Here is a 6603-nt window from a genome sequence, read left to right on the forward strand (position 1 = left end):
GGCGGTGAACAGTCCGTCGTCGACGGTGATTTCGGGTGTAGAGGGTGCGGTGCTGGAGGTGGCGGGCCGGCTGGCGGAGGCGGGTTGTAAGACGCGTCGTCTGACGGTCAGTCATGCGTTCCATTCGCCTCTGATGGACGGCATGCTCGATGAATTCCGTTCCATAGCGGGCGAGTTGGAGTTTTCCGCGCCGACGATTCCGATTGTTTCGACGTTGACGGGTGAGCTGGCGACGGCCGAGGAGCTGTCCTCGGTCGACTACTGGGCGGCCCATGCCCGTAACGCGGTTCTCTTCCACCAGGCCGTCCGGACTCTCGAAGGTGAGGGTGTGGGGACGTTTATTGAGCTGGGTCCGGATGCCACTTTGGCGGCGCTGGCCCAGGCGGGTGTCGAAGGCGAGGACAAGGTCTTCGTGCCGTCGCTGCGCAAGGATGGTTCGGAGGCGCAGGCGGTGATCTCGGCGCTGGGTGCACTGCATGTCCACACCGACCTCGCACTCGACTGGGCGGCGGTTTTCGGTCCGGTGGCTGCCCGCCGCCCCGTCGACCTGCCCACCTACGCCTTCCAACGCCGCCGCTACTGGCTCGACACCGCCCATGCCCCGGCGCCGCTCTCAGTCTCTTCGGCCGCAGTCGCCACGGAAGAGGCCGAGAGCGACACCGATGAGCAGATGTCGTCCGCCGCACTGCTCGCCCAGCGGCTCGCGGGGGAGAGCGAGGCCGAGCAGGAGCGCCTCCTGCTGGAGTTGGTGCGCACGAATGTGGCCATTGTTCTCGGGCATCTCTCGAACGCCGTCGACGCGGAGCAGTCGTTCAAGGAACTGGGCTTCGACTCGCTGAGCGCCGTCGAGTTCACCAACCGCGTCAACGCGGCTTCCGGGCTACGACTCTCCGTGACGCTCATCTACGATCACCCGAGCCCCGGCGCGCTCGCCCGGCACATCCGCCGCGAGCTTCTCGGCAGCGACGACCCCGCCGTGCGGCTGCCGGCCGGCGGCATGCCGAACACCTCGGACGATCTCATAGCGATTATCGGTATGGCCTGCCGTTACCCCGGAGGAGTGGCCTCTCCTGAGGGCCTGTGGCGTCTGGTCGCCGACGAGCAGGACGCGATCTCCGAGCTTCCCGGCAACCGTGGCTGGGACATCGACGACCTCTACGACCCGGTGCCGGGACGTCCCGGCAAGACCTACGCGCGGCACGGCGGGTTTCTGCACCGGGCCGACGAGTTCGACCCCGCGTTCTTCGGGATCTCGCCCCGCGAGGCGGCGGCCATGGACCCACAGCAGCGGCTGCTGCTGGAGACCTCCTGGGAAGCCCTGGAACGCTCCGGAATCGACCCCTCCGCGCTGCGTGGAGTCGCCGCGGGCGTCTTCGTCGGCGCGATGTCCCAGGACTACGGGCCGCGGCTGCACGAAACCGCCGAGGGGTACGAGGGGTATCTGCTCACCGGCAGCACCGCGAGCGTCGCCTCCGGCCGTATCTCCTACACCCTCGGCCTGGAGGGGCCGGCGGTGACGGTCGACACCGCCTGCTCATCGTCCCTGGTCGCCCTGCACCTCGCGGCGCAGGCGCTGCGCCAGGGAGAGTGCGGCATAGCCCTGGCCGGCGGCGCTGCCGTCATGGCGACGCCCGGGATGTTCGTGGAGTTCAGCAGGCAGCGGGGGCTGGCGGCGGACGGCCGGGCCAAGGCGTTCGCGGCCGGCGCCGACGGTACGGCGTGGGCCGAGGGGGTGGGCATGCTGGCCCTGGAGCGGCTGTCGGACGCGCGCCGCAACGGCCACCGGGTGCTTGCCGTGGTGCGGGGCAGCGCGATCAACCAGGACGGCGCGAGCAACGGTCTGACCGCGCCCAACGGTCCTTCGCAGGAACGGGTGATCCGTCAGGCCCTGGCCAGTGCCCGGCTGTCGGCGGCGGATGTGGACGCGGTGGAGGCCCACGGAACCGGCACACGACTGGGCGACCCGATCGAGGCACAGGCGCTGCTGGCCACGTACGGGCAGCAGCGGGACGGCGAACAGCCCTTGCTCCTCGGGTCGTTGAAGTCCAACATCGGGCACGCCCAGGCGGCGGCGGGGGTCGGCGGCGTCATCAAGATGGTGATGGCGATGCGGCACGGCGTCCTGCCCAGGACGCTGCATGTCGATGAGCCGTCGCCGCACGTGGACTGGTCGGCGGGTGCGGTCGAACTGCTGACGGAGGCCGTGCCGTGGCCGGAGAGCGCCCCGGGACGGCCGCGGAGGGCCGCGGTGTCCTCGTTCGGTATCAGCGGGACCAACGCGCACGTCATTCTGGAGCAGGCGCCGGCGGACTCCGCCGGGCCGGCCCTCGTACCGGTTCCCGCACTGGCTCCCTCGCCGGAGACCGAGCAGGCCCCCGCCCAGCCGCCTGCCGTCGATGACGCTCCTGACGGCAGCCCTCTCCCGTGGCTGCTTTCGGCCAAGAGCCGTACCGCGTTGCGCGCCCAGGCGCAGCGTCTCAAGGAGCACCTGGAGAACGCACCGGAACTGCGCCCGGCGGATGTGGCCCATGCGCTCGCCACCACCCGCGCGCCGTTCGACCACCGCGCCGTCGTCATCGGAGGGGACCGCGCCGCACTCCTCGACGGGCTCGGCGAACTCGCCGCCGCGGAGTCCGCCGGCGGTATCGAAGGACAGGCGTCCGCCCCCGGCAGGACCGTTTTCGTCTTCCCCGGCCAGGGGTCGCAGTGGGACGGTATGGCCGTGGAGCTGCTGGACACCAACGCGGTGTTCCGGCAGCGCGTCGAAGCCTGCGAACAGGCGCTCTCCCCTTATGTGGACTGGTCGTTGACCGAGGTCCTGCGCGGGTCGTCCGGCGCGCCCGGCTTCGACCGGGTGGATGTGGTCCAGCCGTCGCTGTTCGCGGTGATGGTGTCGCTGGCCGCCGTCTGGCAGTCGGTCGGCGTACGGCCGGCGGCGGTGGTCGGCCACTCGCAGGGCGAGATCGCGGCCGCCTGCGTCGCCGGGGCGCTGAGCCTCGACGACGCCGCGAAGGTGGTGGCGCTGCGGAGCCGGGCCATCGGCGCACTGGCGGGCAAGGGAGGGATGGGCTCCATCCCGCTGCCGCCGGCCGAGGTGGCCGAACGGCTCACGCGGTGGGGCGACCGGCTCTCGGTGGCCGCGGTCAACGGTCCGACGGCGACCGTGGTGTCCGGCGACCCGGCGGCGCTCGCGGAGCTGGTGCGGGACTGCCGCGACGAGGGCGTGCGAGCGCGCACCATCGCCGTGGACTACGCCTCACACTCGGCCCATGTCGAAGAGATCCGCGAGGAACTTCTGGAGACGCTCGCCGGGCTCGCGCCGCGCTCCTCGTCCGTCGCGTTCTACTCGACCCTCGAAGGAGAGCCGATCGACACGGCGGTGCTCGACGCCGACTACTGGTACCGGAACCTCCGCAATACGGTCCAGTTGGAGAAGGCGGTACGGTCGCTCGCCGCCGACGGCTACACCGCCTTCATCGAGTCCAGCCCGCACCCGGTGCTCACCATGGGCATTCAGGAGACGATCGACGACGTCCTCGGGTCGGGCACGGTCCAGGACGGCGAGACCGACGAACCCTCGGCGGCGGTGGTTGTCGGCTCGCTGCGCCGCGACGAGGGGAACTGGCGGCGCTTCCTGACGAGCGTCGCCACCGCGCACACCGCCGGCGTGCCGGTGGACTGGTCGCGGATCCCCGGCACGGCGGGTCCGGCCGACCCCGTGGATCTGCCCACCTACGCCTTCCAGCGCGACCGCTATTGGCTGCGTACCCCCGCCCGCACCGGCGATGTGTCCGGCGCCGGGCTCGGCGCCGCCGACCACCCCCTGCTCACCGCACTGGTCGGGCTCGCCGACGGCGCCGACGGCGGCGGACTGCTGCTCACCGGCAGGCTCTCGCTGCGCAGCCACCCCTGGCTCGCCGACCACGCGGTGTTCGGCACCGTGCTGCTTCCGGGCACCGCCTTCGTCGAGATGGCGCTGCGCGCCGCGGACGAGTGCGGCAGCGACCGGGTGGACGATCTCACGCTGGAGGCGCCGCTGGTCCTGCCGGAACAGGGAGACATCCAGCTTCAACTCGTCGTGGACGGACCGGACGACAGCGGCCGGCGCGGGCTGCGGGTCTACGCCCGGCCGATGGCTGCCACCCCGGGTGGCGAGGACGAGCACCGCTGGACGCGACATGCGACGGCCCTCCTGGCATCCGGCGCCGCGACGGACGGGACACCGTCGGAGGAGAGCGCACAGGCCCACGGCGATCTGGCGACCTGGCCGCCCGAGGGAGCACAGGCCGTCGACCTCGACGCCCGCTACCCGCGACTCGCCGCCCAGGGCTACGAGTACGGCCCGTCCTTCCAGGGCCTCACCGCACTGTGGCGGCGCGGAGACGAGGTCTTCGCCGAGGTGCGGCTCGCCGAGGAACAACACGACACCGCCGAGCGGTTCGGGCTCCACCCGGCGCTGCTGGACGCCGCACTGCACGCCATCGTGATGCGGGAGGACAGCGCGCGGACGGATACGGAGACACCAGGACCCCTGCTGCCCTTCGCCTGGGACGGCGTACGGCTGCTGGCCACCGGCGCCCGCAGCCTGCGGGTGAGGTTCTCCCCGGCCGGCCGGGACGGCGTGCGCATCCTGGCCGCCGACGCCGCCGGCGCGCCTGTCGCCACGGTGGAATCGCTCGTCCTGCGCCCGGTCGCCGCCGGACAACTGGCCGCGGCCGGCCGCACGGCAGTGGAGCGCGATCTCCACCGCGTGGACTGGGTGCCGCTGGACGCACCGCACACCGCGCCGGAAACGGCCGCGGGCGCACAGGTCGTGGCGCTCCTCGGCTCTGTCGGCGGGACACTTGTCGTACCAGAAGCGTTCGGCGCCTCCGTACACCCGGATCTGGCAGCTCTGCTGGACACCTTCGGCTCGGCGGACACGGGGGGAGCGCCGCCGCGTACGGTGCTGCTGCCCTGCCCCCGGAGCACCCCCGAGGCGCAGCCGCGCGCCGTCCTCGAAGAGGTACTGGCCACCGTGCGGACATGGCTGGCGGACGAGCGGACCGGTGCGACACGTCTGGCCGTCGTCACCCACCACGCGATGGCCACCCGCCATGGCGAGGACGTCCCCGACCTGGCCGCAGCGGCGGTGTGGGGGCTGCTGCGTGCCGCGCAGTCCGAACATCCGGGCCGGTTCGTGCTGCTTGACGTCGATGGGAGCGAGGCATCGGCCGAGGCGATCCCGTCCGCTCTCGCGACGGACGAGCCACAATTGTCGCTCCGTGAGGGGGAGATACTCGTCCCGAGGCTGGCCCGCACCACCACCTCGACCGGAACCGAGTCCGGCACGCCGGGCGGAGAGGTTTTCGGCGCCGGAGGCACGGTGCTGGTGACCGGTGGTACGGGGTCGTTGGGTGCTCTCATCGCGCGTCATGTGGTGGTGGGGCATGGGGTGCGTCGTCTTTTGCTGGTCAGTCGGCGGGGTATTGAGGCGCCGGGTGCTGTGGAGTTGCGGGACGAGTTGGGTTCGTTGGGTGCGGAGGTGAGGGTCGAGGCTTGTGATGTGGCGGACCGGGAGGCTTTGGCGGCGCTGCTCGCCTCCGTCCCGGCCGAGTATCCGCTGACCGGTGTCGTCCACACGGCCGGCGTCCTCGACGACGGCACCCTCCCGGCCCTCACCGCCGAGAGCCTGAGCATGGTGCTGCGCCCCAAGGCCGATGCCGCATGGAATCTGCATGAGCTCACCCAGGACGCGGACCTCTCGGCCTTCGTCCTCTTCTCCTCCGTCGTCGCCACCCTCGGCAACGCCGGACAGGCCAACTACGCCGCCGCGAACGCCTTCTTGGACGCCCTCGCCGCGCACCGCCGCGCCAACGGCCGCCCGGCACTGTCCCTCGCCTGGGGTCTGTGGGCCGACGCCAGCGGAATGACCGGCCACCTCGACAGCGCGGACGTGGCGCGCATGGCCCGTGCCGGAGTGGCCCAGCTCCCCTCGGACCAGGCGCTCGCGCTCTTCGACTCCGCGCTCACGCGCGACGACGCGCTGCTCGTCCCTGCCCGGCTCGACCTGGCCTCCCACCGTGCACAGAGCGCCGACAACGCGGTTCCGTCCCTCTTCCGCGGCCTCGTCAGGACGCCCGTACGGCGGGTGGCCCAGGGGGTCGGCGACGGCGGCACGGCGGCGTCCTGGGGCCGGCGGATGGCGGCGCTGCCCGCGTCCGAACGCGAGACGGCGGTGCTCGACCTCGTACGCAAGCAGATCGCCACCGTGCTCGGTCACTCCGATGACGACGGCGTGGCCGTCAACCAGGCGTTCAAGGCGCTCGGCTTCGACTCCCTGACGGCGGTGGAACTCCGCAACCGGCTGATCGCCGTCACCGGACTGCGCCTCCCGACCACGCTCGTCTTCGACCATCCCAGCCCGGCGGCCCTCGCCGACCACCTGCGCGGCCAGGTGACCGGGGAGGGAGCGGTCGACGAGTCCTCCGCGCTGCTCACCTCTTCCGCCTCGGTGGTTTCGGTTTCTGATGAGCCGATCGCGATTGTGTCGATGGCGTGCCGTTTTCCGGGTGGGGTGGGTTCGCCGGAGGATCTGTGGCGGTTGGTGGAGTCGGGTGGGGA

The 6603-nt window shown here is 71.8% G+C and carries 1 protein-coding gene; it reads left to right on the forward strand.

Annotation, left to right across the window (positions count from 1 at the left end):
- A partial coding sequence (locus PV679_RS35645) for an SDR family NAD(P)-dependent oxidoreductase (protein ID WP_416069874.1) occupies positions 1 to 6603 on the forward strand: 6603 nt, incomplete at both ends.

The sequence above is a fragment of the Streptomyces sp. AK02-01A genome, from assembly GCF_033795305.1.
Lineage (GTDB): Bacteria > Actinomycetota > Actinomycetes > Streptomycetales > Streptomycetaceae > Streptomyces.